The organism is Streptomyces xanthophaeus (genome assembly GCF_000725805.1).
GTDB classification, from domain to species: Bacteria; Actinomycetota; Actinomycetes; order Streptomycetales; family Streptomycetaceae; genus Streptomyces; species Streptomyces xanthophaeus.
In genome coordinates this window covers 189,024-213,625 of record NZ_JOFT01000013.1, presented here as the reverse complement: position 1 = coordinate 213,625, position 24,602 = coordinate 189,024, and the positions used below count along the sequence as shown (strand labels likewise).

20 protein-coding genes are annotated in these 24,602 nt (G+C 73.2%); 11 read left to right on the top strand and 9 right to left on the bottom strand.

Annotated elements, in window-relative coordinates; translation table 11 throughout:
* Nucleotides 1-704 precede the first annotated feature (704 nt).
* Nucleotides 705-1,535 (top strand): SAM-dependent methyltransferase, encoded by an 831-nt coding sequence (locus tag IO30_RS0108750; protein WP_031140965.1) that lies wholly within the window; start codon nucleotides 705-707, stop codon nucleotides 1,533-1,535.
* A 32-nt stretch (nucleotides 1,536-1,567) separates the two neighbouring features.
* A complete protein-coding gene (locus tag IO30_RS0108745; RefSeq protein ID WP_031140963.1) occupies nucleotides 1,568-3,811 on the top strand; it encodes a putative bifunctional diguanylate cyclase/phosphodiesterase in 2,244 nt (747 codons plus the stop codon).
* Nucleotides 3,812-4,486: 675 nt separating this feature from the next.
* Here the strand turns inward: IO30_RS0108745 and IO30_RS0108740 are convergent.
* A complete protein-coding gene (locus IO30_RS0108740; protein WP_051902047.1) occupies nucleotides 4,487-5,590 on the bottom strand; it encodes an FAD-dependent monooxygenase in 1,104 nt (367 codons plus the stop codon).
* Nucleotides 5,591-5,698: 108 nt separating this feature from the next.
* Here IO30_RS0108740 and IO30_RS0108735 point away from each other — a divergent pair, with 108 nt between their 5' ends.
* Entirely contained in the window at nucleotides 5,699-6,343 is a 645-nt protein-coding gene (locus tag IO30_RS0108735; protein ID WP_031140959.1) for a TetR/AcrR family transcriptional regulator, read from the top strand.
* A gap of 872 nt (nucleotides 6,344-7,215) precedes the next feature.
* Here the strand turns inward: IO30_RS0108735 and IO30_RS0108730 are convergent.
* Entirely contained in the window at nucleotides 7,216-8,094 is an 879-nt protein-coding gene (locus tag IO30_RS0108730) for a LysR family transcriptional regulator (RefSeq protein WP_031140957.1), read from the bottom strand.
* A 93-nt stretch (nucleotides 8,095-8,187) separates the two neighbouring features.
* Between IO30_RS0108730 and IO30_RS0108725 the strand changes: the two genes are divergently transcribed.
* The 4 genes from IO30_RS0108725 to IO30_RS0108710 all read left to right on the top strand — a co-directional run bounded on the left by IO30_RS0108725 (nucleotide 8,188) and on the right by IO30_RS0108710 (nucleotide 12,436).
* Nucleotides 8,188-8,895, top strand: coding sequence for a succinate dehydrogenase cytochrome b subunit (locus IO30_RS0108725; protein WP_031140956.1), 708 nt, complete (start codon nucleotides 8,188-8,190; stop codon nucleotides 8,893-8,895).
* 2 nt (nucleotides 8,896-8,897) lie between these two features.
* Nucleotides 8,898-10,874: a fumarate reductase/succinate dehydrogenase flavoprotein subunit gene (locus tag IO30_RS0108720; RefSeq protein ID WP_031140954.1), complete on the top strand. Its 1,977-nt coding sequence runs from the start codon at nucleotides 8,898-8,900 to the stop codon at nucleotides 10,872-10,874.
* Nucleotides 10,871-11,611, top strand: coding sequence for a succinate dehydrogenase/fumarate reductase iron-sulfur subunit (locus tag IO30_RS0108715; RefSeq protein ID WP_031140952.1), 741 nt, complete (start codon nucleotides 10,871-10,873; stop codon nucleotides 11,609-11,611). Before IO30_RS0108720 ends, IO30_RS0108715 begins: the two co-directional genes overlap by 4 nt.
* 174 nt (nucleotides 11,612-11,785) lie before the next feature.
* Entirely contained in the window at nucleotides 11,786-12,436 is a 651-nt protein-coding gene (locus IO30_RS0108710) for a hypothetical protein (RefSeq protein WP_237403383.1), read from the top strand.
* A gap of 23 nt (nucleotides 12,437-12,459) precedes the next feature.
* Here the strand turns inward: IO30_RS0108710 and IO30_RS0108705 are convergent, their stop codons facing one another.
* Together IO30_RS0108705 and IO30_RS0108700 are read right to left on the bottom strand one after the other, a co-directional pair.
* Complete coding sequence (locus IO30_RS0108705; RefSeq protein WP_031140949.1) at nucleotides 12,460-14,865, bottom strand: excinuclease ABC subunit UvrA; 2,406 nt, start codon at nucleotides 14,863-14,865, stop codon at nucleotides 12,460-12,462.
* A gap of 10 nt (nucleotides 14,866-14,875) precedes the next feature.
* Nucleotides 14,876-15,892, bottom strand: coding sequence for an LLM class flavin-dependent oxidoreductase (locus tag IO30_RS0108700; protein ID WP_031140947.1), 1,017 nt, complete (start codon nucleotides 15,890-15,892; stop codon nucleotides 14,876-14,878).
* Nucleotides 15,893-15,951: 59 nt separating this feature from the next.
* On the opposite strand from IO30_RS0108700, the gene IO30_RS0108695 reads away from it, so the two are divergent.
* A complete protein-coding gene (locus IO30_RS0108695) occupies nucleotides 15,952-16,446 on the top strand; it encodes a phosphatase domain-containing protein (RefSeq protein ID WP_031140945.1) in 495 nt (164 codons plus the stop codon).
* 46 nt (nucleotides 16,447-16,492) lie between these two features.
* Here the strand turns inward: IO30_RS0108695 and IO30_RS0108690 are convergent, their stop codons facing one another.
* Nucleotides 16,493-16,708 (bottom strand): dodecin, encoded by a 216-nt coding sequence (locus tag IO30_RS0108690; protein ID WP_031140943.1) that lies wholly within the window; start codon nucleotides 16,706-16,708, stop codon nucleotides 16,493-16,495.
* Between the two features lie 166 nt (nucleotides 16,709-16,874).
* On the opposite strand from IO30_RS0108690, the gene IO30_RS0108685 reads away from it, so the two are divergent.
* The 3 genes from IO30_RS0108685 to IO30_RS0108675 all read left to right on the top strand — a co-directional run bounded on the left by IO30_RS0108685 (nucleotide 16,875) and on the right by IO30_RS0108675 (nucleotide 20,012).
* Nucleotides 16,875-18,137: an extracellular solute-binding protein gene (locus tag IO30_RS0108685; RefSeq protein WP_031140940.1), complete on the top strand. Its 1,263-nt coding sequence runs from the start codon at nucleotides 16,875-16,877 to the stop codon at nucleotides 18,135-18,137.
* A gap of 130 nt (nucleotides 18,138-18,267) precedes the next feature.
* Entirely contained in the window at nucleotides 18,268-19,122 is an 855-nt protein-coding gene (locus tag IO30_RS0108680; RefSeq protein ID WP_237403382.1) for a GNAT family N-acetyltransferase, read from the top strand.
* Nucleotides 19,119-20,012, top strand: coding sequence for a lysophospholipid acyltransferase family protein (locus IO30_RS0108675; RefSeq protein WP_051859141.1), 894 nt, complete (start codon nucleotides 19,119-19,121; stop codon nucleotides 20,010-20,012). The genes IO30_RS0108680 and IO30_RS0108675 overlap by 4 nt, the downstream gene beginning before the upstream one ends.
* Here IO30_RS0108675 and egtD read toward each other — a convergent pair.
* The 4 genes from egtD to egtA are packed head-to-tail and all read right to left on the bottom strand — an operon-like array spanning nucleotide 19,943 to nucleotide 24,340.
* Nucleotides 19,943-20,917: an L-histidine N(alpha)-methyltransferase gene (gene egtD, locus IO30_RS0108670; protein ID WP_031140936.1), complete on the bottom strand. Its 975-nt coding sequence runs from the start codon at nucleotides 20,915-20,917 to the stop codon at nucleotides 19,943-19,945. The genes IO30_RS0108675 and egtD overlap by 70 nt on opposite strands.
* Nucleotides 20,914-21,687 carry an ergothioneine biosynthesis protein EgtC gene (gene egtC, locus IO30_RS0108665; protein ID WP_031140934.1) on the bottom strand — a complete coding sequence of 258 codons (774 nt, stop codon included), beginning with the start codon at nucleotides 21,685-21,687 and terminating at the stop codon, nucleotides 20,914-20,916. Before egtC ends, egtD begins: the two co-directional genes overlap by 4 nt.
* Nucleotides 21,687-23,000 (bottom strand): ergothioneine biosynthesis protein EgtB, encoded by a 1,314-nt coding sequence (egtB, locus tag IO30_RS0108660; protein WP_031140932.1) that lies wholly within the window; start codon nucleotides 22,998-23,000, stop codon nucleotides 21,687-21,689. Before egtB ends, egtC begins: the two co-directional genes overlap by 1 nt.
* The gene (gene egtA, locus IO30_RS0108655; protein WP_031140930.1) at nucleotides 22,997-24,340 is read right to left on the bottom strand and encodes an ergothioneine biosynthesis glutamate--cysteine ligase EgtA; all 1,344 of its coding nucleotides are present in this window, start codon (nucleotides 24,338-24,340) and stop codon (nucleotides 22,997-22,999) included. The genes egtB and egtA overlap by 4 nt, the downstream gene beginning before the upstream one ends.
* Nucleotides 24,341-24,602 lie beyond the last annotated feature (262 nt).

The following is a 24,602-nucleotide window of genomic DNA, read 5'->3' as shown; positions in this document are numbered from 1 at the left end:
CACCTGCATCGTGGAGCCCTGGTGCACGGCGTACGGGTTGACCGAGATGTTGCTGGGGCCGTTACCCCCGCCGTTCGGCGGGCAGTGGTGCCCGCCGTGGTGGTGGCCACCGTGATGACCGCCGTGGTGACCGCCGTGATGTCCCCCTCCATGGCCGTGACCGGGGCTTTTCCCGTGGCCGTCGCCGTGATGTCCGCCACGCGGGCCGCCTCCGCGGCCACCGCCGCCGGCGATCGCGACCAGCGTGGCGGAGTGCGCGCTCGCATCGGATCCGGTCGTCGCATATGCGCTGCTATCAGCCACGGCCGGTGTGGCGGACAACGCCGCCCACAGCAGTACGGGGACGGCCAGCAGGCGCCTGGCACAGGCTCTGTTCACCCCGGGAGCATGGGGCCACGCGCGCCCGCGCGCGGGGGGCTCGGGCCCGGTTCGCCTGAACGGGTGGAGTGCTCACCGTAGAGGTTTGAGCCAATCTTGGACCGATCTCAGACCGTCTCTGACTGCTCGCCGGTCAATCCCCATAAGGGATTTGTCGGTATCGATCAATGGGCCCGGGGAGGGGCCCAGACGGCTTTGGTGTGTGACGAAGAACGGATCGCCAATTTCCGCTTTTGCTCGCCCCGTTGGCCAATGATCAGTACATTCGGCTCGGACAGGAGTCCGATCCAGGACGGACCACCGCAGGAACAAGGCTTGGAGACCCGATGGAGCGCCCCGCCTGGGCCCCGCCAGGCATCGACATATCGGTGCCGAGCGTGTCCCGCATCTACGATTACTACCTGGGCGGCTCGCACAATTTCGAGGTCGACCGCCAGGCCGCCCGCCGGGCCATGGAATTCATCCCGGGCCTGCCCAAGATCATGCAGGCCAACCGGGCATTCATGCGCCGGGCGGTCCGCTACGCCGTGGGCGAGGGCGTCACCCAGTTCCTGGACATCGGCTCCGGCATCCCCACCTTCGGCAACGTCCACGAGATCGCCCGTGCCGCCAGCCCCGAGGCGCGCGTGGTCTACGTCGACCACGACCCGGTGGCCGTCGCGCACAGCCAGGCCGTCCTCGGCGGTGACGACCGCACCGGCGTCGTCGCGGCCGACCTCCGCAAGCCCCAGGAGATCCTGAACTCCCCCGAGGTGCAGCAGCTGCTCGACCTCGACCGGCCCGTGGCCCTGCTGCTCGTCGCCGTGCTGCACTTCCTGGAGGACGCGGACGAGCCCTACGCCGCCGTGGCCGAGCTGCGCGACGCACTGGCCCCCGGCAGCCTGCTGATCCTGACCCACGCCTCGTACGAGGGCATCCCGCTCACGCAGGAGGAGGCGAGCGGCACCGTGGGCGTCTACCGGGACATCCGCAACCCCCTCGTCATGCGCAGCGCCGAGGAGGTCTCCCGCTTCTTCGACGGCTTCGAGCTCCTGGAACCCGGTCTGGTGTCCATGCCCGACTGGCGGCCCGACGGCCCCGAGGCAGCGGACGACGGGGAGACGCAGGAGGACCCGTACGCCTTCTCGGGCTTCGGCGGAGTGGGACGCAAGGCGTGAGACTCCCGGCACAGACGGCGGGTTCGCCGCAGATCGCGGCGAAGCCCGGCGCGGCCCAGGCGCCGGCCCAGGCCCCAGCCCAGGCTCCGGAACCGGCCCCCGGTCCAGGCCGCGGCGCCGCCCCCCACGGTGGCCTCGAGGACCGGATCGCCCGCTTCGCGACCATCTGGAGCCGGGCGATCTTTCCGGTCACGGCGACCTCGCTGACCCGCGTCGAGTTCGAACAGCACCTCGTGCCGCTGGCCCGCACGCTCACCGATGCCCTGCACGCGCGGCGCTTCGACGCGGGCATCGCCCAGAAGGTCGGGGCGGAACTCGTCGCCGTGCACTGCACCGACCCCGAGGCCCTGGCCGGCACTCTCGGCGTGATCGAGTCGTACCTGGTGCTCTACTGCGGCTCCCCGACCCCCGACTCCCCGGGGACGGAGGGCGCCGAGGAGTCCCGTTCGCGCTGCGCCCGGCTCCAGCACGGCATCGCGGCGGGCTTCGCGCGGGCCCTGCGCGAGCGGACCCTGCGGGAGCAGGAGGCCATCGCCCGCTCGGCGCTGACCGCCCGCTCCGACGCACAGCAAGCCCTGCACGCGAGCGAGGAACGCTTCAGGGCGGTCTTCGAGGGTGCGGCCGTCGGCATCGGCATCGCCGACCTGGACGGCAACGTGCTGGAGGCCAACGACGCGCTGCTGCAGATGTTCGGCGGCCTGGAGGGGCACGTCCGCAGCCGCAACGTCAGCGAGTGGGGGCACCCCGACGACACCCCGCACGTGTGGCGGATGTACGGCGAACTGGTGCGCGGCGAGCGCGAGAGCTACCGCGTGGAGAAGCCGTACTACCGGCACGACGGCACCGTGCTGTGGACCAACCTGACGGTGTCGCTGCTGCGCGACGCCGACGGGCTGCCGCAGTACCAGCTGGCCCTGATGGAGGACACCACCGAACGCCGGCTGCTGAACCTGCGCCTGCGCTACGAGGCCACGCACGACGCGCTGACCGGGCTGCCCAACCGGACGCTGTTCTTCGAGCGGCTGGAGAAGGCGCTGAGCGCGGCCGGCGACAGCCGGTTCGGCCTGTGCTATCTGGACCTCGACGGATTCAAGGCCGTCAACGACAGCCTCGGCCACTCGGCGGGGGACCGGCTCCTGGTGGAGGTCGCAGACCGCCTCCAGAGCTGCGCGACCGGCCCCGGCGAGGTGGTCGCCCGGCTGGGCGGCGACGAGTTCGTGGCGCTGACCACCGGGCCCGACACCGAGGAGAAGGTGACCGACCTCGCGGTCCGCATCCTCTCGGCCCTCTCCACACCGATCCGCCTGGAGGGCCGCGAACTGACGGTCCGCGGCAGCATCGGCATCGTCGAGGGCCGGGCCAGGGAGCGCACCCCGGCGGAGGTGCTGCGCAGCGCGGACATCACGATGTACCGGGCGAAGGCGGCCGGAGGCAACCGCTTCGAGTTCGCCGACGCCGAGGCCGACGCCCGCGCCATCACCAGGCACGGCCTGACCAACGCGCTACCCGCGGCGCTGGAGCGCGGCGAGTTCTTCATCGAGTACCAGCCGCTCGTGCACATGCACGACGGCAGCATCCACGGAGCCGAGGCCCTGGTGCGCTGGTCGCACCCGCAGTACGGGGTACTCGGCCCGGACCGCTTCATCCCGCTCGCCGAGCGGACCGGGCTGATCGTGCCGCTCGGCCGCTGGGTCCTGGAGGAGTCCGTCCGCCAGGCCCGCAACTGGCAGCGCCAGCTCGGCGGGGCCTCCCTGCGGATCAACGTCAACCTCTCGCCGACCCAGCTCCACCACCCCGGTCTCGTCGCCGACACGATCGCGGTGCTGGAGAAGTCCGGCCTCGCCCCCGGTGCGCTGTGCCTGGAGGTCACCGAGTCGGCCCTGATAGGAGCCGACGACGAACTCCTCGAACCGCTGCGCCGCCTCGCCGCCCTCGGTGTGGACATCGCGCTCGACGACTTCGGCACGGGCTACTCGAACCTGGCCAACCTGCGCCGCCTGCCGGTCAGCGTCCTGAAACTGGACCGCTCCTTCACCCAGGGGATGCAGCAGCAGCCGGCCGACCCGGTCGACGTCAAGATCGTGGAGGGCATCGTCGCCCTGGCGCACAGCCTCGAACTCGCCGTCACGGTCGAGGGCGTGGAGACCGGTGCCCAGGCGGCCCAACTGCGCGCCCTCGGCTGCGACACGGCCCAGGGCTGGTACTACGCCCGCCCCGGCGCCCCCGACCGCATCCACACCCTCTCCCTCTCGGACGCGGTGCCCACCGCCTCCTGACCCAGCCCACCGCCAGCCCTGTCCCCGGTCGCAGCCGCGGCTGCCGTCGGCCCCGTCCCCGGACAGGGCCGCCACCGGCCGGGACCGTCGCCGGCCCCTTCCCCGGACGCAGCCGCTGCCGTCCGCCGGGGCCCCGTCTCCGGACGCAGTTGCCGCGTGCCCGGGCCGTCTCCGGACGCCGCCGCCCGCCGGGGCCGCCTGCCCGGGCCCGTCGCCGGACCCGTCCGTGCCGCCTGGTCCGTGCAGCCCACCCCGTCCGGACCCAGCCCGGGACGGCCCGTCGGCTTCCGCAGCCGGGACGACGGTCGGCCCACGACCGGGGTGCGCGGCCGAAGGTCAGGACCCGGCTGCGGGGGCGGCCATGACCACAGCGTCGGTTGCGGGAGCCGGGGACCGGACCATGCAGGGGCTACGCAGGCGTGACCGCAGGCGTGGCCGCGGCCTGGAACCATGCCGAGGCTTGTGGTCGTGACCGCAGGTGGGACTACGGGGGTCCGGGATCATAGCCGGGCCACGGGGCCACTGGGCGACGGGGCCGATACCGGGCTGCCGGGCTGCCGGGCTGCGGGGCTGGCGCTGGGGCAGGGGCTTGCTGGGGCCGGGCCGCCGGGCCGCCGGGACTGAGCCGGGTCGGAGGCGGGGGCCGGGCCGGGCCGCGGCTGCGGCTGGAGTTGGTCAGTTCAGGCCCGCCTCCGTCCCGACGCCCGGTTCGCGGACGGCTTCCATGACCCGCTCCATCCGCCGCGCCGTGTCCCTCAGCAGTGCCTCCGCCGCGGGCAGGCGCTCCTCCCCGTAGGCGTCGAGCACCCGCTCCCCGGCCGTCCCGTCGAGCGCGGCGGCCAGGGTCCGGCCGAGTGCGAACGCGTCCTGGATACCCGTGTTCATGCCGAGGCCGCCGGCTATCGGGTGGACATGGGCGGCGTCCCCGGCGAGGAAGGCCCGGCCCTCCCGCAGCCGGGTGGCCATGCGGACGTTGATCCTCCAGGCCGACAGCCAGGTGGCTTCCCCCAGCCGGATCCCGGGCATCCCGGCGTACCGGTCGAAGAGCCTCTGGAAGCTTTCCAGCGAGGGCGGCAGCGGCTCGCCCTGCTCATCGAGCTCCCGCGAGGCCTGGAACTGGAAGCTCTCGGTCCCCGGTATCGGACACAGCAGCAGCCCGCCGCCGTCCGAGCTGAACCACTGGTGCCAGAACTCCCGGCTCAGCCCCGGCGCCGTCACGTCCCCCAGCGCCATGACCTCCTCCTCTGCCGTGGTCCCCTCGAAGGGGATCCCGAGGAGCCGGCGGGTCGTGCTGTGGCCGCCGTCGCACCCGGCGAGATAGCGGCTACGGACGGACCGGCCGTCCTCGAGCTGCACGCTCACTCCCGATGCGTCCTGGCTGATGCCGGTGAGACGGGCGCCGTACTCGACGTGCACCACGAGCTCCGACAGCCGTTCGCGCAGCACCCGTTCCACCTGCCACTGGCCGATGATCAGGCCGTCAGGGACGGTGGTGTCCCGGACCTGGACGCCGTCGAAGTACTTGCGGAGGGTCACGCCCTTCCTGCCGACGGCCGTCATGCGCTCCGCGACCCCCAGGACTTCGAAGGCCTCGATGCTGCCAGGGGTGAGGCCTTTGCCGCGGGATTCGCGGTGCGGAGCCGGCCGTTGGTCCACGATCCGCACGGAGGCGCCGCGGAGTGCGAGGTCGCAGGCCAGGGTGAGCCCGGTGGGGCCGGAGCCCGCGATCAGAACGTCGGTCGGTGCGTCGGTCGGTACATCGGTCGGTCGGCGGCTCATCGGAGGTCCTCTCGTCTTCGTCGTTGTTCCAAGGAAAGCGGCTGTCGCCGGAAAAAGCAACCCGGTTAAAAAAATAACCCGGTCACGAATTCGTGCTATGGTGTCCGTATGGAGAAGACGACCGGACTGCGCGAGAACAAGAAGCTCCGTACACGCCGCCAGCTGGCGGCCACGGCGCTGGAGCTCTTCCTGGAGCGGGGCTTCGATGCCGTGTCGGTGGCCGATGTGGCCGCCGCGGCGGAGGTCTCCAAACCCACCCTGTTCCGGTACTTCCCGAGCAAGGAGGACCTGGTGCTGGACCGCTTCGCCGACCATCAGGACGAAGCCGCCCGCATCGTGCGGGAGAGGCCCGCGGGGCAGGGGCCGGTGCAGGCGCTGCACGCACACTTCCTGGAGGCCCTCGCCGAGCGCGACCCGATCACCGGGCTCTGTGACCACCCCGACGTCCTGGCTTTCCAGGGGCTGCTCTACTCCACCGCGAGCCTGGGGTCCCGGATGGCTCGCTACACCGCCCGCGAGGTGGAGCTGCTGGCCGCCGTGCTCGAGGCGGAGTCCGTACCGCCCTTCGCGGCCCGGCTGGCCGCCCTGCATCTGGTGACGGTGCGCCAGGAGCTCGGCCGGGGGAACTGGCGTCGGCTCGATGCGGGCCGGAGTGCGGACGAGGTGTACCCGGAAGCCGTGGCCGACGCCGACCTGGCCTTCGGGATGCTCACAGGCGGTCTCGACCGGGGGCTGTCCATATCCCACGCCTGAAGGCGACAGAGGCCGCACCCGCGCGGGTCGCCGCCGTGCGGGGCCGCCCGGTCCGCGGCCACTCCGGCAGGGGGCTCACCCGGTGGCGTGCGGCGGGCACCCGGCGCAGGGCCGCGTGGCGCAGGGCCGCGTCGCAGGGTGTCGGCTTGCGGGGGGTCGCTCGGCTGGGGGTCGCCGGCTCAGGACCGTGCCGCACGGGGCCGCCCGGCACGGGGCCTCCCGGATGGGGCCGCGCCGCAGGGTGTCCGGCGTGCGGGGGTCGCTCGGGTGCGGGCCGCCGGTTCGGCGCGTGCGGCACGACAGTCGCCCCGCGCTATGTCAGCTTGCATATGGCTACCCGGCACGGCGCGCGCCGCACGGTGTCGGACTTGCGCTGGTTCGCGCCGCGCGGGATCGCCTCACACTGGGACCGCGCCGCACGATGTCGGCGGGCGTGGGACGGCTCGGCTCGGGGCCTTGGCGCAGTGGACGAGCCCGCACGGGGACCACCGCCCAAGATGTCGGCTTGCGCGAGGGCCGTGCCGCACCGGGACCGCCCGGCGCGGGCATCGCCCCGCTCTGGACCACCCGGCACTCGGAACGGCCGGGTACTCGGGACGGCCGGGTACCCGGAACGGCCGGGTACCCGGAACGGCCGGGTACCCGGAACGGCCGGGTACCCGGAACGGCCGGGTACTCGGGACGGCCGGGTACTCGGGACGGCCGGGTACTCGGGACCACCCGGCACTCGGGGCGGCGATGGCGGGGGTGTCGCTCCGCTCGGTACCACCCGCTTGGGGCGTCCGCGCGCGGGGACGCGCCGCACGCGCCCCGCCGCACCGCAGGCTGTTGCCCCGCTCCGGGCCGGCCCCCGCCCGGCCGGAGGGTGGGGCTCAGCTCACCAGGATGCGTTTCAGTTCGCGCGCCGCGCGTGGGGGAGCTACGTCGGTGCGGTGGGCCAGGGCGATCGTGCGGCGCAGTGGGGAGCCGGCCAGGGCGGTGGCGCGCAGGCCCGGGCCCGAATGGTCCACCACCATCGCCGGGACCACCGCGACGCCGAGGCCGGCCCGTACGAAGCCCAGGACCGCGTCCATCTCCCCGCCCTCCACGGTGAACACCGGCTCGAAGCCCTCCGCGCGGCAGGCCGCCACGGTCAGCTCCCGCAGGTCGTAGCCGTGGCGGAACATCACCATCGGTTCGTCGCGCAGCCCGGCGATGGTGAGTTCCCCGCCGCGGCCCGGCGGCGGCCGTTCGGTGGAGGAGACCACGACCAGGTCCTCCGTGAGCAGCTCCACGGTGGTCAGCGCGGGAGCCGACGGCGGCAACGGCAGGGCGATCAGGGCCAGGTCCAGGGCTCCGCGGGCCAGTTCGCGTACGAGGTCGAGGGAGCCGCTCTCCTCGATCAGCAGCTCGATCCCCGGATGTGCGGTGTGGAAGGCGCGCAGCACGGCCGGCAGCAGGCCCGTGCACACGCTCGGCGTGGCGCCGAGCCGGACCCGCCCGCGGCGCAGCTGTGCCAGCTCCTGCACCTCCAGCCGCGCGGTGTCCGCGTCCGCCAGGATCCGCCGGGCCAGGGGGAGCAGGGTCTCCCCGGCGTCGGTGAGGGTGATGTTCCCCCGGGCCCGGCTGAAGAGCTCGGCGCCGAGCTCCCGCTCCAGTGCCTTGATCTGCTGGGAGAGCGAGGGCTGGGCCACGTGCACCCGTTCCGCGGCCCGGGTGAAGTGCCGGGTCTCGGCGACGGCCACGAAGTAGAGGAGCTGCTGGAACTGCATCGGTCCAGCGTACCCGTCGATAGATCCTTCCTATGGACTTCAGCCCCATCATGTCTTGGACCTTTCAGGACCTTCGTCCTTACCTTCGATGACATGGCAGCTCTGGCAACGCGGACGGGTCGACGGCCGTCCACCACACGAACGCTCTGGGACTCGTCCGTCGGCAAGAAGTCCGTGATGGCCGTGTCCGGCCTGATCATGCTCGGCTACCTCGTCCTGCACATGCTGGGCAACCTCAAGGTGTTCTTCGGCGCGGAGGAGTTCAACGGCTACGCCCACTGGCTGCGCACCCTCGGCTCGCCCTTCCTCCACTACGAGTGGGCGCTGTGGATCTTCCGGGTGGTGCTGCTCGCCGCGGTCGTCGCCCACGGGGTGTCCGCGTACCAGCTGAGCCGCCGCGGCATCGCGGCCCGCCCGGTGAAGTACGCGCACAAGCGCCGCCGCGCGAGCTACGCCACCCGCACCATGCGCTGGGGCGGCATCATCCTCGCCCTGTTCATCGTCTGGCACCTGCTCGACCTGACCACGCTCACCGTCAACGAGCGTGCCTGGGCCGGCCACCCGTACGAGAACGTGCTGGCCACCTTCTCCACCTGGTACGGGAACACGATCTACATCGTGGCCATGGTCGCCGTCGCCCTGCACGTGCGGCACGGCTTCTGGAGCGCCGCCCAGACCCTCGGCGCCGGCCATGCCCGGCGCGAGCGGACCCTGAAGTTCCTTGCCCATGCCCTGGCCCTCGTCCTCTTCGCGGGCTTCGTCTCCGTCCCCGTGGCCGTCATGACCGGAGTGGTGAACTGACCATGAGCGCACCTACGCACCCCAGCCGGTACGCGGACTACACCACCGGCGAGCCCCTCGTGGACACCAAGGCTCCCGACGGCCCGATCGCGGACCGCTGGGACCGGCGCCGCTTCGAGGCCAAGCTCGTCAACCCCGCCAACCGCCGCAAGCACACCGTCATCGTGGTCGGCACCGGCCTCGCGGGCGGATCCGCGGGCGCCACCCTCGCCGAGCAGGGCTACCACGTCGTCCAGTTCTGCTTCTCCGACTCCCCGCGCCGCGCCCACTCCATCGCCGCCCAGGGCGGCATCAACGCCGCCAAGAACTACCGCAACGACGGCGACTCCGTACACCGCCTCTTCTACGACACCGTCAAGGGCGGCGACTTCCGCGCCCGCGAGTCCAACGTCCACCGCCTCGCCCAGATCTCGGTGGAGATCATCGACCAGTGCGTGGCCCAGGGCGTGCCCTTCGCCCGCGAGTACGGCGGCCTCCTCGACACCCGCTCCTTCGGCGGCGTCCAGGTCTCCCGCACTTTCTACGCCCGTGGGCAGACGGGTCAGCAGCTGCTCCTCGGCGCGTACCAGGCGCTCTCCCGCCAGATCGCCGCGGGCAACGTCGAGATGCACGCCCGCACCGAGATGCTCGACCTGATCGTCGTCGGCGGGGTGGCCCGCGGCATCGTGGCCCGCGACCTGATCACCGGGGAGGTGTCCACGTACTACGCCGACGCGGTGGTCCTGGCGAGCGGCGGCTACGGCAACGTCTTCTACCTCTCCACCAACGCCATGAACTCCAACGCGACCGCCGTCTGGCGGGCGCACCGGCGCGGTGCCCACTTCGCCAACCCCTGCTTCACCCAGATCCACCCCACCTGCATCCCGCGCACCGGCGACCACCAGTCCAAGCTCACCCTGATGAGCGAGTCCCTGCGCAACGACGGCCGCATCTGGGTCCCGAAGGCCAAGGGCGACACCCGCCCCGCCGCCGACATCCCCGAGACCGAGCGCGACTACTACCTGGAGCGGATCTACCCCTCCTTCGGCAACCTCGTCCCCCGGGACATCGCCTCCCGCGCCGCCAAGAACGTCTGCGACGAGGGCCGCGGCGTCGGCCCCGGCGGCCAGGGCGTCTACCTCGACTTCGCCGACGCCATCCGTCGCATGGGCCGCGACCAGGTCGCCGAGAAGTACGGCAACCTCTTCGAGATGTACGAGCGGATCACCGCGGAGAACCCGTACGAGGTCCCCATGCGGATCTACCCGGCCGTGCACTACACGATGGGCGGCCTCTGGGTCGACTACGACCTCCAGACCACCGTCCCCGGTCTCTTCGCGATCGGCGAGGCCAACTTCTCCGACCACGGCGCCAACCGCCTCGGCGCCTCCGCGCTGATGCAGGGCCTCGCCGACGGCTACTTCGTCCTCCCCTCCACCATCAACGACTACCTGGCCCGCCGCCCCTCCGGGGCCGCCGCCGAACCGGTCGACGACACCCACCCCGAGTCCGTGGCCGTCGTGGCCGAGACCCGAGAGCGGCTCGCACGCCTGCTCTCCGTCGACGGCGACCGCACCCCCGACTCCTTCCACCGCGAGATCGGTGAACTCATGTGGGAGTACTGCGGAATGGCCCGTACCGAGGAGGGCCTGCGCAAGGCGCTCGACCGGATCCCGGAGATCCGGGAGGAGTTCTGGCGGCGCGTGAAGGTCCCCGGCAGCGGCGAGGAGTTCAACCAGTCGCTGGAGAAGGCCAACCGCATCGTCGACTACCTGGAACTCGCCGAGCTGATGTGCCTCGACGCGCTCCACCGCGCCGAGTCCTGCGGCGGCCACTTCCGCGAGGAGTCCCAGACCTCCGACGGCGAGGCCGAACGGCGCGACGAGAGCTTCTCCTACGCCGCCGCCTGGGAGTTCGCGGGCTCCGGCGCCGCCCCCGTCCTGCACAAGGAAGACCTCGTCTTCGAGTACGTCCACCCCACTCAGCGGAGCTACGCATGAAGCTCACCCTGCGCGTCTGGCGCCAGCAGAACCCCGACACCCCCGGCGCCATGGCTTCCTACGAGGTCGACGGCATCTCCCGCGACATGTCCTTCCTGGAGATGCTCGACACCCTCAACGAGGACCTCATCCTGCGCGGTGAGGACCCGGTCGCCTTCGACCACGACTGCCGCGAGGGCATCTGCGGCGCGTGCAGTCTCGTGATCAACGGCGATGCCCACGGCCCCGAACGCACCACCACCTGCCAGCTCCACATGCGGTCCTTCTCCGACGGGGACACCATCGACGTCGAGCCCTGGCGGGCCGCCGCCTTCCCCGTGGTCAAGGACCTCGTCGTCGACCGGGGCGCCTTCGACCGGATCATCCAGGCGGGCGGTTACGTCAGCGCCCCCACCGGCTCCGCCCCGGAAGCGCACGCCACGGCCGTGCCCAAGGCCGACGCCGACTTCGCCTTCGAGCACGCCGAGTGCATCGGCTGCGGGGCGTGCGTGGCGGCCTGTCCCAACGGCTCGGCGATGCTGTTCACCTCGGCGAAGATCAACCACCTCAACGTGCTCCCGCAGGGAGCGCCGGAGCGCGAGACCCGGGTGCTGGACATGGTGGCCCGGATGGACGAGGAGGGCTTCGGCGGCTGCACCCTGACCGGCGAGTGCGCCACGGCCTGCCCGAAGGGGATCCCGCTGCCGTCGATCGCCGCGATGAACAAGGAGTGGCTGAGGGCGCTCCGCCAGGGCTGATCCCGCCGACCGGGCCGGCCCGGGCCACCGTGGCCCGGCGCGTCGGCCCGTCGGCGCGTCGGCCCCCCGCCCCGTCGGCCGATCGGACGATCCGATGGGCCGACCGGGCGTTCGTGGCGGCGCAGCGCCGTGCCGTGCCCCGGCGGGGCCCCGCCGTCGGAGACAGTGGGCGGCATGCCACAAGCCCCCGCCGGGTCCGGACCGCGCCGCAGAGCCGTACTGGCGGCCGCCCTCGCCCCGCTGGCGGTGGCGGGCTGCACCGAGCAGGAGCAGCCCCGCGGCCCGGCCCCCGGCGCACCGGCCGCGGCCGCCGACGCCCTCGTCATGGTGATCCGGCACGCGGAGAAGCCGTACGCCGGCGCTCTCGGCGAGGACCCCGAGGGCAACGAGGACCCCGGCTTCCTCGCCGGACGCGGCTGGCGCCGCGCCGAGGCGCTGCCGAAGCTCTTCCAGCCGGCCCGCGGCTCCGTCCTGCCCCGCCCCGCGGCGGTCTTCGCGGCGGGCGGCCGCGCGGGCAGCCCCGAGCGCTGCCGCCAGACCGTGACGGCCCTGGCGACGGCACTGCGCACGCCCGTGCGCAGCGAGTTCGCCGTCGGCGCCGAACCGGACCTGGCCCGCGCCGCACTCGCCGCCGCGATGCCCGTCCTGATCTGCTGGGAGCACATCGGCATCCCCCGCCTGGTCCGCGCCCTGGGCGCCCACGAACTGCTCGGCATCCCCTCGGCCTGGCCCGACCGCCACGACCTCGTCTGGACGTTCACCCGCCGCCAGGGCGCCTGGAGCTTCCGCGAACTCCCGCAACACCTGCTCCCCGGCGACGCGTAGACCACCACCCCGGAAGAGACGGCCTAGGCCAGCGCCCGTGCCAGGTAGGGGGCCGTGCGGCCCTGGCCTGCGGCGGCCACGTCGGCAGGGGTGCCCGTCGCCACGATGCGGCCGCCCTCCGCGCCGCCGCCCGGGCCCAGGTCGACGACCCAGTCCGCGCCCGCCACCACCGCCATGTCGTGCTCCACGACCACCACCGAGTGCCCGGCGTCGACCAGCCCGTGCAACTGCCCGAGCAGGACCCGTACATCGGCCGGATGCAGCCCCGTCGTCGGCTCGTCCAGCAGGTACAGGGTGTGGTCGCGGCGCAGCCGCTGCAGTTCCGTGGCCAGCTTGATCCGCTGCGCCTCGCCGCCCGACAGTTCCGTGGCGGGCTGCCCCAGCCGCAGGTACCCCAGGCCGATGGCCTCCAGCGCGCCCAGGGCGCGGGCCGCGGCCGGGACCCCCGCGAAGAAGGTGGCCGCGGACTCCACCGTCAGGGACAGCACCTCGGCGATGTCCAGGCCCTCGTAACGGACCTCAAGGGTCTCGGCGTTGTACCGCGCACCGGCGCACTCCGGGCAGGGGGCGTACGTGCTCGGCAGGAAGAGCAGCTCCACCGAGACGAAGCCCTCGCCCTGGCAGGTCTCGCAGCGGCCGCCGGGCACGTTGAAGGAGAACCGGCCCGCCTTCCAGCCGCGGGCCCTGGCCTCCGGCGCCGCCGTGAAGAGCTTGCGCACCACGTCGAACAGTCCGGTGTAGGTGGCCAGGTTGGACCGCGGGGTCCGGCCGATCGGCTTCTGGTCCACCTCCACCAGCCGCCGTACGGGGAACTCCGGCTCGGCCAGCCGTCCCGCGACCTCCTGCGCCAGCACCTGCCCCACCAGCGTGGACTTCCCGGACCCCGACACTCCGGTCACGGCCGTGAACACCCCGAGCGGGAACTCCGCATCCACGTCCCGCAGGTTGTGCCGGTCGGCGCCGCGCAGCCGTACCGCGCCGGTCGGCTTGCGTACGGTCCGCCGCGCACCGGCCCCGGGGCCCGCCGCAGGGAAGAGGTGGCGGGCCGTCGCCGACTCCGCCACGCCCGCCAGTTGCTGCGGCGGCCCGCTGTACAGCACCTGCCCGCCGTGCTCCCCGGCCAGCGGGCCGACGTCCACCAGCCAGTCCGCGTGCCGCACCACGTCGAGGTGGTGCTCGACGACGAAGACCGTGTTCCCGGCCTCCTTGAGCCGGTCCAGTACGTCGAGCAGGGCCTCGGTGTCGGCGGGGTGCAGCCCCGCCGAAGGCTCGTCCAGGACGTACACCACCCCGAACAGCCCCGACCGCAGCTGCGTCGCCAGCCGCAGCCGCTGCAGTTCGCCCGCGGACAGGGTGGGGGCCGTGCGGTCCAGGCTCAGGTAGCCCAGGCCCAGCTCCACGACCGGACCGATCCGCGACCGCAGGTCCTCGCCGAGCACCCGGGCCGCTTCGCCGCTCCCGCCCCCGCCCCCGTGCGCGGAGGCGAGTACGGCGTCCAGCGCGGTCAGCGGCAGCGCCGCCAGCTGTGCGATCGTACGGCCCGCGAAGGTCACCGCCAGGGCCTCCGGCCGCAGCCGCCGGCCCTCGCACACCGGGCACGGGGAATCGGCGAGGAACTTCTCGGCGCGGGCCCGCAGGGTCGCGCTCTTGCTGTCGGAGAAGGTCCGCATGACATAGCGGTGGGCACTCATGTACGTGCCCTGGTAGGGCCGTTGGATGCGGTCGGCCTCCCGCACCGGGTGCACGGTGACCACCGGCTGCTCCTCGGTGAACAGGATCCACTCGCGCTCCTCGGCCGGCAGGTCCCGCCAGGGCCGGTCCACGTCGTGGCCGAGGGCTTCCAGCACGTCGCGCAGGTTCTTGCCCTGCCAGGCTCCTGGCCAAGCCGCGATCGCCCCTTGACGGATCGACAGGCCGGGGTCGGGGACCAGGAGTTCCTCGCTGGTCCGGTGGATCCGGCCGAGCCCGTGACAGGAAGGGCAGGCGCCCGCCGCGGTGTTGGGGGAGAAGGCGTCCGAATCGAGCCGCTCCGCCCCCGGCGGGTAGCTGCCCGCCCGGGAGTACAGCATCCGCAGGGAGTTCGACAGCAGGGTCACCGTGCCGACGGAGGAACGCGAACCGGGGGAGGAGCGCCGCTGTTCCAGGGAGACGGCGGGCGGCAGCCCGGTGACGGAGTCCACCTTCGGGGCGCCGACCTGGTGGATGAGGCGGCGCGCGTACGGGGCCACCGACTCGAAGTACCGGCGCTGGGCCTCGGCGTAGAGCGTGCCGAAGGCGAGCGAGCTCTTCCCGGAACCGGAGACGCCGGTGAACACGGTCAGCGCGTCGCGCGGGATGTCCACGTCGACCCCGCGCAGGTTGTGCTCCCGGGCGCCCCGGACGCGGACGTAGGGGTCGTGGGCGGCGTGGGTTTCGGCGGGCTGGTGCATTCGCCCTAGTTTAGGGTCCGGCGGGTGAGGGCTGCGGAGGGAGCCCGGCGATCCGGGCCAGCCGAGTGAAGGAGTCGAGGAGCGCGGTCCGGTCGTAGGTGGACGTGGTGACCAGCAGCTCGTCCGCCCCGGTCAGCGCGGAGACCTCCGCCAGCTGGGCCGCGACCTGTTCCGGCGTGCCGTGGACGTGCCCGGCGAGGGCTGCCTCGTAGCGCTCCCGTTCCTTCGGGGTCATGGCCATGGCCTCGACCTCCTCGGCCGGACGCAGCGGCGGGAAACTGCCGCGGGTACGGGAGTGCGCAAGGGACCAGGCCTCCGGGACCAGGATCCGCCGCGCCTCCTGCTCCGTGGCGGCGACGGCCACGCTCCCGGAGACCACCACGTACGGCTCCGCGCCCCGGGCGGAGGGCCGGAACTCCTCGCGGTAGCGCTCGACGGCCTCCACGAGCCGGCTGCGGGAGCGCAGGTCGCCGACCACCACCGGCAGCCCGGCCCGCGCGGCGACCCCTGCGCCCTCGCCGGTGGCCAGCACGTAGGCCGGTGTCCGCAGCCCCTCGGCGGGGCGGGCGTGGACCTCGGGGTGGGCCTGCTGGGTTCCGTCGAACCAGCCCAGCAGTTCGGTCAGCTGCTCCTCGAAACGGTCGGCGTCCTCGATGTCGCGGCCCAGCGCGCGCCGGATGCCGTTCGTGAAGCCGACGGAGCGGCCGAGGCCCATGTCGATGCGGCCGGGGAAGAGGGACTCCAGGACCCCGAACTGCTCGGCGACCACGAGCGGCTGGTGGTTGGGCAGCATCACCCCGCCCGTGCCGACGCGGATCCGCCGGGTGGCTCCGGCGACGGCCGCCGCCAGTACGGTCGGTGCGGAGCCCGCGACCCCGGGCACGCTGTGGTGCTCGGAGACCCAGAAGCGGTGGTAGCCGAGCTGCTCGGCGGCGCGGGCCAGCTCCACGGTGTCGCGCAGGGCCTGCGGGGGCGGGTGCCCCTCGCGGATGCGGGACCGGTCGAGGACGGAGAGTCGGGGGATCACACCCTCCTCAACACCGGGAGCCCGTCAGGATTCCCGGGGCGCGGCCTACCCTGGGGCGCATGAGCGAGATCAACAGCCGTCGGCCGCTGGCCGTCTTCGACATCGACAACACCCTGGCCGACACCGCGCACCGGCAGAGCTTCCTGGAGCGCCGGCCCCGGGACTGGAGCGGCTTCTTCGCCGCGGCCCCGGCCGATCCGCCGCTCGCGCGCGGGGTGGCGCTGGCCGTGGAGAGTGCGGCCGACTGCGAGGTGGTGTACCTGACCGGGCGCCCGGAGCGCTGCCGGAAGGACACGGTGGACTGGCTCGAACGGCACGGACTGCCCGAGGGGCGCCTGTGGATGCGCGGCGACCAGGACCGGCGGCCCGCCCGCACCACCAAGGTGGAGGTGCTGAAGAAGATCGCCCGGGGCCGCGAGGTGCGCATGCTCGTCGACGACGACGAGCTGGTCTGCCAGGCGGTGCGCGCGGCCGGGTTCCCGGTGGTGCGGGCGGACTGGGCCGAGGACGCGCCGGAACTCGAGGCCGCCCAGGAGCGCGAGGGCCGGACCTGAGACCGGCCCCGCTCGGGGGCCGGTGTCCCGGGGGCCTTCCGGGGGGTCAGTCCTCGCCGTCGAGGCGGAAGCCGAGCTTGAGTCCGACCTGGTAGTGCGCGATCTCGCCGTTCTCGATGTGCCCGCGTACCTGGACCACCTCGAACCAGTCCAGGTTCCGTACGGTCTGCCCCGCCCGGGCGATCCCGTTGCGGATGGCCTGATCGATGCCATCGGGGGAGGTGCCGACGATCTCGGTCACCCGGTACGTGTGGTTGGACATGGGGGTCTCCCGACAGTGGGTGGGCATTTGCCTGGTTCCACGGTGCCCCAGTAAGTCCGGGTCCGCGAACTTTGTGCGAACAATCCAGAGCCGAAGGCCCTTGACCCGCCTATTGGTCTATGCCAATTTCAAGCCATCCGAGACCGATTCCCAGAAGGTGACCTTCGTGAAGATGCGCTTCCTCGCCCTGTGTACCGCCCTCGCGGCCGCGACCGCCCTCACGGGCTGCAGCCAGTTCGGCGGTTCCGAAGAAGGGTCGAAGAAGGTGACGCTCTGGCTGATGAAGGGCAGCGCCTCGGACGACTTCATAGACCAGTTCACCGCATCCTTCGAGAAGGACCACCCGGGCGTCGACCTGGAGGTCAAGATCCAGGAGTGGACGGGCATCGGCGACAAGGTCAACGCCGTGCTCGACGGCACGAGCAAGGAGAGAGCCGACGTCATCGAGGTCGGAAACACGCAGGTCGCCCAGTACGTCGAGACGGGCGGCCTCTCCGAGCTCACCCTGGAAGGCCTGCGCCAGTGGGGCAGCAAGGACTGGCTCAAGGGCCTGGCCGACCCGGGAAGCGTCAACGGCGCCCAGTACGGCGTCCCCTGGTACGCGGCCAACCGGGTGGTCATCTACAACAAGGAGCTCTTCGCCGACGCGGGCGTCAAGACACCGCCCAAGAACCGCCAGGAGTGGGTCCAGGCCACCCAGAAGCTCGACAAGGGCGACCAGCAGGGCATCTACCTCGCGGGCCAGAACTGGTACGTCCTCGCCGGATTCATCTGGGACGAGGGCGGCGACCTCGCCGTCGAGAGCGGCGGCCAGTGGGTCGGCACCCTCGACGACGAGAAGGCCCTGGCCGGCATGGACTTCTACAAGCAGCTCCAGGCCCTCGGCGACGGCCCCAAGGACGCCGACGAGGAGACGCCCCCGCAGTCCGAGGTCTTCGCCCGGGGCCAGGTCGCCCAGATAGTGGCCCCGCCCGGCCAGGTCGCCGAGATCGAGGCCGCCAACCCCGCCCTCAAGGGCAAGCTGGGCTTCTTCCCGATCCCCGGCAAGACCTCCGACAAGCCGGGCGCCGTCTTCACCGGTGGCTCCGACCTGATCATCCCGGAGCGCACCGGGCAGCGCGCCGCCGCGGTGGACGTGATCACCGCCCTGGTCAGCGAGAAGTGGCAGACCGAACTGGCCCGCACGATGAGCTACGTGCCGAACAAGACCACCCTCGCGCACGTCGTCGAGGGCAACGAGGGCGCCGCCAGCATGGCCCCCGGCGCCGCACAGGGCCGGGCCACCCCGAAGTCCCCCCGCTGGGCCGAGGTCGAGGGCAAGAACCCCATCAAGCCCTTCATGACGGCCGTCCTCACCGGACAGGACCCCAAGCAGGCCGCCAGGGCCGCTTCCGACTCGATCAGCAAGGTGCTGAGCTCCGACCGCTGAGTGAGTTCAGCGTCCGCACATCCAAGAGCCGCTGGGCTGTCATGTCGAATCCAGCCGGTCACGGAAGAAGTAAAGGAGCCAGGCCGCGCACCTGCCGGCCCGGCCCTCCGTGCCCGGATCAGGAGCAGCCATGACCATCGCCCCCCTGTCCCCGTCCGACCCGCTGTCCCCCTCCGCCCCCCTGTCCCCGTCCGCCCCGCTCCCCGCGCAGTCCCCGCTGCGCCCGGTCCGGGCCGCGGCCCCCGCTGCCGCGGACGGCCTCCGCTACGCCGTCCGCCTGGCCCGCGACGAGGACGAGGTGCGCGCCGCCCAGCGGCTGCGCCACCAGGTCTTCGCCCAGGAGCTCGGGGCCCGCCTCGACGGCCCCGAGCCGGGCCTCGACGCCGATGCCTTCGACGCGTACTGCGACCACCTCCTGGTCATCGAGGAGGAGACCGGCCAGGTCGTCGGCACCTACCGGCTGCTGCCCCCGGAGCGCGCGGCCGTCGCCGGACGCCTCTACTCCGAGGGCGAATTCGACCTCTCCGCGCTCGCACCCATCCGCCCCGACCTCGTCGAGGTCGGCCGCTCCTGCGTCCACCCCGACCACCGCAACGGCGCCGTCATCGCCCTGATCTGGGCGGGGCTGGCCCGCTACATGGACCGCTCCGGACACAACTGGCTCGCCGGCTGCTGCTCCGTCCCGCTCGCCGACGGAGGGGTCCTGGCCGCCGCCACCCGCGAGGCCGCCCTGGCCCGCGCCCTCGCCCCCCAGGAGTACCGGGTCACCCCCCACATCCCCTGGAACCCCGAGGGCATCGCCTTCCCCGACCGCACGGAACTGCCCCCGCTGCTGCGCGGCTACCTCCGTCTGGGCGCCTGGGTCTGCGGCGAACCCGCCCTCGACGCCGGTTTCGGCTGCGCCGACCTGTACGTCCTGCTCTCGCTGCGCCGCACCAACCCCCGCTACCTCAAGCACTTCCTCTCGCTCGCCCCGGGCGCATGAGCGCCTGGCTGCCCACCTCGCCCTGCACCCCCGAGACCTGCGCCGGTCACGAGGGACGCACCGCGAGCGTCCCCCGCGCGGTGCTGAGGCTCACCGCCGCCGTCGCCCTGGTCCTCCTCGGGATCCTGGGCGCCCCGCCGGTCCGGCTGCTGCCGGCCGGCCCCCGGCACGCGGTGGTGCGCGCCTGGTCGAGCGCACTGGTACGGGCCTTCGGCCTGCGGATCACCGTGCACGGGCACCCCGGCCCGGACGGCGGCCGCCTCGTCGTCGCCAACCACATCTCCTGGCTGGACATCCCCCTCGTCGCCGCCGTCCTGCCCTGCCGGATGCTGGCCAAGAGCGACATCCGCGACTGGCCCGGACTCGGCCGCCTCGCCGCACGCTCCGGGACCCTCTTCATCGAACGCGACCGGATCCGCGCCCTGCCCGGCACCGTCGAGGCCGTCACCCGCGCGCTGCTGGCGGGCGACCGCGTCACCGTCTACCCCGAGGGCTCCACCTGGTGCGGGCGGGCCCGGGGCACCTTCCGCAGGGCCGCCTTCCAGTCGGCCCTGGACGCACGGGTCCCCGTCCAGCCCGTACGCCTCTCCTACCTCGGGTGCGACGGACAGACGGCCGGAGCGCCCGCCTTCGTCGGGGACGATCCGCTGACCGCCTCGCTGTGGCGGATCGCCCGGGCCCGCGGGGTGCGGGCCGAGGTCCGGCTGCTGCCGCGGATCCCGCCGGGCCGGTACGCGGACCGCCGCGGCCTCGCGGCGGCCGCTCAGCAGGCCGTGGCCGCCGCCGGACCCGGCCCGCGCACCCTGCCCGGCATCCCCGCTCAGCCCTCCCCGCCGTCGGCCACCGACAAGGACAGCGCGAAACGGCCCTCGGCATCCGTCCACCAGTGAGTCAGCTCCATGCCGGCGGCCGCCAGTTCCTTGCGCACGCCGTCCTCACGGAACTTCGCGGAGACCTCCGTCAGGATCTCCTCGCCCGCCTCGAACGGCACGACCAGGTCCAGGGCCCGGATCTTCACCCGCACCTCCGACCGGGCCCGCAGCCGCATCTCGATCCACTCCTGCTCCCGGTTCCACACCGCCACGTGCGCGAAGTCGGCGGCGTGGAAGTCCCCGCCCAGCTCCCGGTCGACGACGGCCAGCACGTTCTTGTTGAACTCGGCCGTCACCCCCTGCGCGTCGTCGTACGCGGCCACCAGCACGGACTCGTCCTTCACCAGGTCCGTCCCCATCAGCAGCGCGTCCCCGGGCGACAGCATCGCCCGCACGGACGCCAGGAACACCTCGCGCTCCGGCGGCAGCAGGTTCCCGATCGTGCCGCCCAGGAACACCACCAGCCGCGGACCGGGGGAGTCCGGCAACTGCAACGCCTTGGTGAAGTCGGCCAGCAGGGCGTGCACCCGCAGCCCCGGGTGCTCCGCGAGCAGCGCCTCGGCCGCCCCGGTCAGGGCGCTCTCGCTCACGTCCACCGGGACGTAGGTGTCCAGCGCCGGCATCGCCTCGATCAGGTGCCGGGTCTTCTCCGAGGAACCGGAACCCAGCTCCACCAGCGTGCGGGCCCCGGTCGCCGCGGCGATCTCCCCGGCCCGCGCCAGCAGGATCTCCCGCTCGGCGCGCGTCGGGTAGTACTCGGGCAGCCGGGTGATCTCCTCGAAGAGCTCGCTGCCCCGAGCGTCGTAGAACCACTTGGGCGGCAGCACCTTCGGAGTACGGGTCAGCCCGCGGCGCACGTCCGTGCGCAGGGCGGCCTCGGCGGTGTGCTCGTCGAGCGTACGGGTCAACTGGAAGTCACTCACAGCACTCCTTCTTCGGGCGCGGATTCCTTCAGCGGGGTCAGCCGGACCCGCGTGCGGGTGGCGGTCAGCAGGGTCCGGTCGGGCACTTCGCGCCACCGGACGTCGTCGTCGTACGGCTCGGACGCCACCACCGTGCGCCCGGCCGACGCATCCGCCAGGTACCAGAGCGAATCGCCCCAGGCCGTCGCGGACACGGTGGCCCCGTCGGTCAGCAGCAGGTTCAGCCGGGAACCCGGAGCGGCCGAGGCCAGCTCCCGCACCGGCTCGGCGAGCGCCGTGCCGAGATCGTCCCCCGCCCGCAGCCGCCGCAGGACCAGCGCCCAGACGAAGGCCGAGTCGGTGCGCGCGGCCAGCCGCAGCAGCTCCGCCGGCGGCAGCCCGGCCGCCAGCGGCGCCACCGCGTCGGGCCAGTCGCGCACCGCCCCGTTGTGGCTGAACAGCCACGGCCCGTCCGCGAACGGCGCCGCCGCGGCCTCCCCGTCGGCCCCGGCCCAGGTGGCGTCCCGTACGGCGGCCAGCACCGCACCGCTGCTCACCACGCGCGCCAGATCGGCGAAGCCCAGGTCCCCCCAGACCGGCCCGGCCCGCCGGTAGCGGGCGGGCACCGGATCGCCCGGCGCGTACCAGCCGACGCCGAAACCGTCGGCGTTGACCGTGCCGTACCGCTGCCGCCGCGGCTCCCAGGACTGCCGCACCAGCGAGTGCTCGGGCTCGCTCAGCAGCCTGCCGAGGGCCACCGGTGGTCCCACGTAAGCGATGTGACGGCACATCAGAGATCCTTCGCGGTCCGGAAACCGGCGAATATCTGCCGCCGGACCGGCAGGTCCCAGTTGCGGAACGTCCCCCGGCAGGCCACCGGGTCCACCGCGAAGGAGCCGCCCCGCAGTACCTTGTGCTCCGGCCCGAAGAACACCTGCGAGTACTCGCGGTACGGGAAGGCCCGGAAACCGGGGTAGGGCAGGAAGTCGGAGGAGGTCCATTCCCAGACGTCGCCGATCAGCTGGCGCACCCCGAGCGCGGACGCCCCGGCCGGGTAACTGCCCGCGGCGGCCGGGCGCAGGTGGCGCTGCCCGAGATTGGCGTGCGCGGGCGTCGGGTCCGCGTCGCCCCACGGGTAGCGGGTCGAGCGGCCGGTGGCCGGATCGTGCCGGGCCGCCTTCTCCCACTCCGCCTCCGTGGGCAGGCGCCGCCCCGCCCAGCGGGCGTAGGCGTCCGCCTCGTACCAGCTCACGTGCAGCACCGGCTCCTCGGCGGGCACCGGCTCGGTGACCCCGAAACGGCGGCGCAGCCACTGGCCGCCCTCGCGGTGCCAGAACAGCGGGGCCTCGATGCCGTGCGCGCGGATCTGGTCCCAGCCGGCCGGCGCCCACCAGCGGGGCTCGCCGTAGCCGCCGTCCGCCATGAACGCCTGGAACGCGCCGTTGGTCACCGGGGTGGTGTCGATCCAGAACCCTGCGGTCTCCCGGACGTGCGCGGGCCGTTCGTTGTCCAGCGACCAGGGCTCGGCCGAGGTGCCCATCGTGAACGGGCCGCCGGGTACGAGGACTTCGGCGGCAGCGGGCGGCGGACCTTGCGGCGGATCGGGCTCCGGCGCCGTCAGCACCGGCGCGCCCGCGCGCAGCTGATGGGTGATCAGCATGGTCTCGTCGTGCTGCTGCTCGTGCTGGGCGATCATCCCGAAGACGTATCCCCCGTCGAGCAGGGCCGTGCCCTCCAGCGGGGTGCGCTCCAGCAGGTCGAAGACCCGGCCCCGCACCTCGGCCGCGTACGTACGGGCCTCCGCGGGCCCCAGCAGGGGCAGCTTCGGGCGCTCCGCGCGCGGGTGCTCGAAGGCGTCGTAGAGCGGATCGATCTCGGGACGCATGGACGCGCGCCCGGCGACGTTGCGCAGCAGCCAGAGCTCCTCCATGTTGCCGATGTGCGCCAGGTCCCAGACCAGGGGGGACATCAGGGGGGAGTGCTGCGCGGTCAGGTCGTGGTCGGTCACCGTGTCGGTGAGCCCGGCCGTACGGGCGCGGGCCGCGGTCAGGGCGGCTACCGCCCGCTCCCGCAGGCCCTCCTGGGAGGGGGATTCGGTCGTCACGGCCTCGTGTCCTTCCCGGTGGGCCCGTGCAGGGGCCGGTCGTCGGCCGGGCAGCGACCGCGCAGTACGTAACGTTCGGTGAAGGCGCCGACCGCGTCCCGGACCCGCGCGTCCGCCCCGAGCCGGGGCAGCGCCTCGGCGGCGGCCCGGAAGCAGGCGGTGGCGGCGGAGCGCAGCTCCGGATCGGCCAGGCCGTCACGGGCCGCCGAGCGCCAGAGCGGATTGCGCGGCGAGGGCTCGGCCCCGTAGGAGTCGGCCAGTGCCTTGGCCACCCGGTACGCGTTCTCGGCGGCCTCCTGGTCGTCGAACAGGGCGTGCACCACGGCCACCGGCACCAGCCAGCCGTCCTCACCCGGCTGTGCGTCGATCATCCGCAGCTCCAGGTGCCCGCGCGGCCGCACGGGCGGGAACAGCGTGGTCAGGTGGTAGTCCAGGTCCTCGGCGGTGGCCGGCCGGGGGCCGCCGGAGCGCAGCCAGGAACGGAAGGTCAGGTCCCGGGGGACCTGCCAGGCCCCGTCCCCGGGGGACCGGACGCACATCACCTCGGTGTCCAGCGCGTGCCGGGTCCATCCGGCGCGCGGGTCCGCGTCCAGCGGCGGGGCGAGGGTGCGCCGTCGGTCTATGTCGCTCCAGACGCCCTGGCGGGCACTGCGCCAGCCCGCGTACGGGCCTTCGGCGGCCGGGGAGTTCGCGAAGGCGGCGACGAGTACCGCGCCCAGCAGGTGCGCCATCCGCCAGCGGCGGCCGTGGCCCAGCGGGCCCGGCTCCTCCTGCCCGGCGTCCACGCACACCTGCACGGAGGCGGTGGCGCGCATCATGGTCCGCCCGGCCGGGCCGGTGCGGTCGAAGTAGGTCTCCATCGCGTCGTAGCGCGGACTGGTCAGCACCCGTCGGTGCGGGCGGCGCGGGTCCGAGCCCAGGCCCTGGAGGATCAGCCCCTGGGCCCGCAGGGCGGCCCGTACGGCGGTGAGGTCGTGCTGGAGGCCGTCCAGGCAGGCGCTGAGGCCGATGGCGGGGGCGGAGCTGAGCTCCAGCTGGCCGCCGGGTTCCACGGTGACGCGGGAGTGCAGGGGGAGTGCGTGGGCCGCGTCGTGCGCGGCGGCCAGCCGGTCGGGCGGCAGTGGTTCCCAGGGGCGTTCGGCGTCCAGCACGAGCCATTCGAGCTCGGATCCGAGGATCCGGGGCGGCCCCGTCTTGAAACAGATGCCGAGCAGCAGGTCCTCGGCCGCGTCCTCGGTCAGGGGGGTGGCGCCGGCGGGGGCACCGTGCGGTTCCGGCGGCCGTGCGGGAGGGTCCGCGCAGTGCGGAGGGGCGTGGGGAGTGGGCGAGTCCTGAGGCATGACCGGGATCCTAATCTCCTGTCGCTGACCGAGACTTCACCTCTGTCGGCCACATGTGGCCGGTCTGGAAAATGCTTTGAGCGTTCGGGTCGCGCCGCCGAGGGTGGCGGTGCGAGCAGCAGATTGCGGGAGATCGCGCGGGGGAACGCGCAGCTTCTGGCGGCCGGCGGGTGCCGGACGGGGTCGGGACGGCAGGTCTCCCTTGCCGCCACCCTGGCGGACGCCAAGGCAGGAACCAGAATATATGGCCCAAACCAGATCA

Coding starts and splice junctions, on each gene's coding strand:
- IO30_RS0108710 (WP_237403383.1), top strand. CDS start 11,786: ATGCCACAAGCCCCCGCCGGGTCCGGACCGCGCCGCAGAGCCGTACTG.
- egtC (WP_031140934.1), bottom strand. CDS start 21,687: ATGTGCCGTCACATCGCTTACGTGGGACCACCGGTGGCCCTCGGCAGG.
- IO30_RS0108735 (WP_031140959.1), top strand. CDS start 5,699: ATGGAGAAGACGACCGGACTGCGCGAGAACAAGAAGCTCCGTACACGC.
- IO30_RS0108675 (WP_051859141.1), top strand. CDS start 19,119: ATGAGCGCCTGGCTGCCCACCTCGCCCTGCACCCCCGAGACCTGCGCC.
- IO30_RS0108680 (WP_237403382.1), top strand. CDS start 18,268: ATGACCATCGCCCCCCTGTCCCCGTCCGACCCGCTGTCCCCCTCCGCC.
- IO30_RS0108750 (WP_031140965.1), top strand. CDS start 705: ATGGAGCGCCCCGCCTGGGCCCCGCCAGGCATCGACATATCGGTGCCG.
- IO30_RS0108715 (WP_031140952.1), top strand. CDS start 10,871: ATGAAGCTCACCCTGCGCGTCTGGCGCCAGCAGAACCCCGACACCCCC.
- IO30_RS0108730 (WP_031140957.1), bottom strand. CDS start 8,094: ATGCAGTTCCAGCAGCTCCTCTACTTCGTGGCCGTCGCCGAGACCCGG.
- IO30_RS0108705 (WP_031140949.1), bottom strand. CDS start 14,865: ATGCACCAGCCCGCCGAAACCCACGCCGCCCACGACCCCTACGTCCGC.
- egtA (WP_031140930.1), bottom strand. CDS start 24,340: ATGCCTCAGGACTCGCCCACTCCCCACGCCCCTCCGCACTGCGCGGAC.
- IO30_RS0108740 (WP_051902047.1), bottom strand. CDS start 5,590: ATGAGCCGCCGACCGACCGATGTACCGACCGACGCACCGACCGACGTT.
- IO30_RS0108695 (WP_031140945.1), top strand. CDS start 15,952: ATGAGCGAGATCAACAGCCGTCGGCCGCTGGCCGTCTTCGACATCGAC.
- IO30_RS0108720 (WP_031140954.1), top strand. CDS start 8,898: ATGAGCGCACCTACGCACCCCAGCCGGTACGCGGACTACACCACCGGC.
- IO30_RS0108725 (WP_031140956.1), top strand. CDS start 8,188: ATGGCAGCTCTGGCAACGCGGACGGGTCGACGGCCGTCCACCACACGA.
- IO30_RS0108690 (WP_031140943.1), bottom strand. CDS start 16,708: ATGTCCAACCACACGTACCGGGTGACCGAGATCGTCGGCACCTCCCCC.